Below are 1,517 nucleotides of genomic sequence, written 5' to 3'. Positions count from 1 at the left end.
ACGCTGCGGATACTCAACGGCGGCAAGGTGACCAGCAACGATGCCACCCTGGGCTTCTTCGGCGGATCGAGCGGAACGGCAACTATCGATGGGGCCGGCTCGAACTGGACGGCCAATGGCGCGATCTCCGTCGGCGGAAGCGGCGCCGGCACGCTGACGATCACGAACGGCGCCACGGTCCAGGACGCAGGCGGTTATATCGCGGGAGGGGCGAGCCCCGGTGACGTGACCGTCAGCGGCGCGGGCTCGAGCTGGATCAACACCAGCCTCGTCGTCGGCATCAATGGTCCCGCATCCCTGACGATCGCGGATGGCGGCACCGTTTCGGCGGGAACCGCCACGCTGGCCAGCACTGCCAGCTCGTCCGGCACGCTCAACATCGGCGCGGCGGCGGGCTCGGCCGCGGCGGGCGCGGGCCGGCTCGATGCCGCGGCGCTCCAGTTCGGCGCTGGCGCGGGCACGATCGTCTTCAACCATACCGACGCCAATTACAGCTTCGACGCCGCGCTGAGCGGCTCCGGCACGATCAACCAGCTCGCCGGCAACACGACACTAACCGCCGACTCAAGCACCTTCGCTGGTGCGGCCAATGTCCTTGGCGGGCGCCTCGCCGTGAACGGCTCGCTGGCGAACACGAGCGTCGCCGTCTCGGGCACCGGCATCCTCGGCGGCTCGGGTCGCGTCGGTGCAGTCGACGTGCAGGCAGGAGGAACCGTCGCGCCGGGCAACTCGATCGGCACGCTGAACGTCGGCAGCATCACCTTCGCCGTCGGCTCGACCTACCAGGTCGAGGTCAACGCAGCCGGCCAGGGCGACAGGATCGTCGCCGCGGGCCTCGCGACGCTCAACGGCGGCACGGTCGGCGTGCTGGCCGGCGCGGGCAATTACCCGCTCTCGACCCGCTACACGATCCTCACAGCCAATGGCGGCGTCTCCGGGCAGTTCGCCGCGGTGACCAGCAATTTCGCCTTCCTGACGCCGGCATTGTCCTATGATGCGACCAACGCCTACGTGACCCTCGACCGGACGGCGGCACCGCCGGACCCGTCCGTTCCCGAAAAGCCGCAGCCCATCGCCTTTGCCTCGGTCGCAGCGACCCGCAACCAGGCCGCGACAGCGGGTGCGGTCGAGTCGCTCGGCTCCGGCTCCGTCTTCGACGCCGTCCTGTTCCAAAGCGCGGAGGGAGCCCGCGCCGCCTTCGACGCGCTGTCGGGCGAAATCCACGCCTCTGCGAAGGGCGTGCTGGTCGAGGAGGGCGCGGCGCTGCGCGATGCGGCGACGGGGCGGCTACGCTCGGCCTTCGGCGCGGTCGGCGCGGCGCAGATGGCGACCATGAACTACGGCTTCACGGCCGACCTCGCCCCGAGCGCGACCGGCCCGATGCCGAAGCTGAGGTCGGACCGCTTCGCGCTCTGGGGCCAGGGCTACGGCTCCTGGGGCCGCAGCGAGAGCGACCGCAACGCCGGCAAGCTGACCCGCTCGAGCGGCGGGCTCATGGTCGGCGGCGACGTCGCGGT

The 1,517-nt window shown here is 71.0% G+C and carries 1 protein-coding gene; it reads left to right on the top strand.

The features are described 5' to 3' along the window. On the top strand, positions 1-1,517 hold a 1,517-nt coding region (locus DWF00_RS20565; RefSeq protein WP_114853069.1), incomplete at both ends, for an autotransporter outer membrane beta-barrel domain-containing protein.

Origin of the sequence: Allobosea caraganae (assembly GCF_003351345.1) — a bacterium.
Lineage (GTDB): Bacteria > Pseudomonadota > Alphaproteobacteria > Rhizobiales > Beijerinckiaceae > Allobosea > Allobosea caraganae.
The sequence above is the reverse complement of the archived record's forward strand: the minus strand, read 5'-3'. Positions and strand labels throughout refer to the sequence as shown.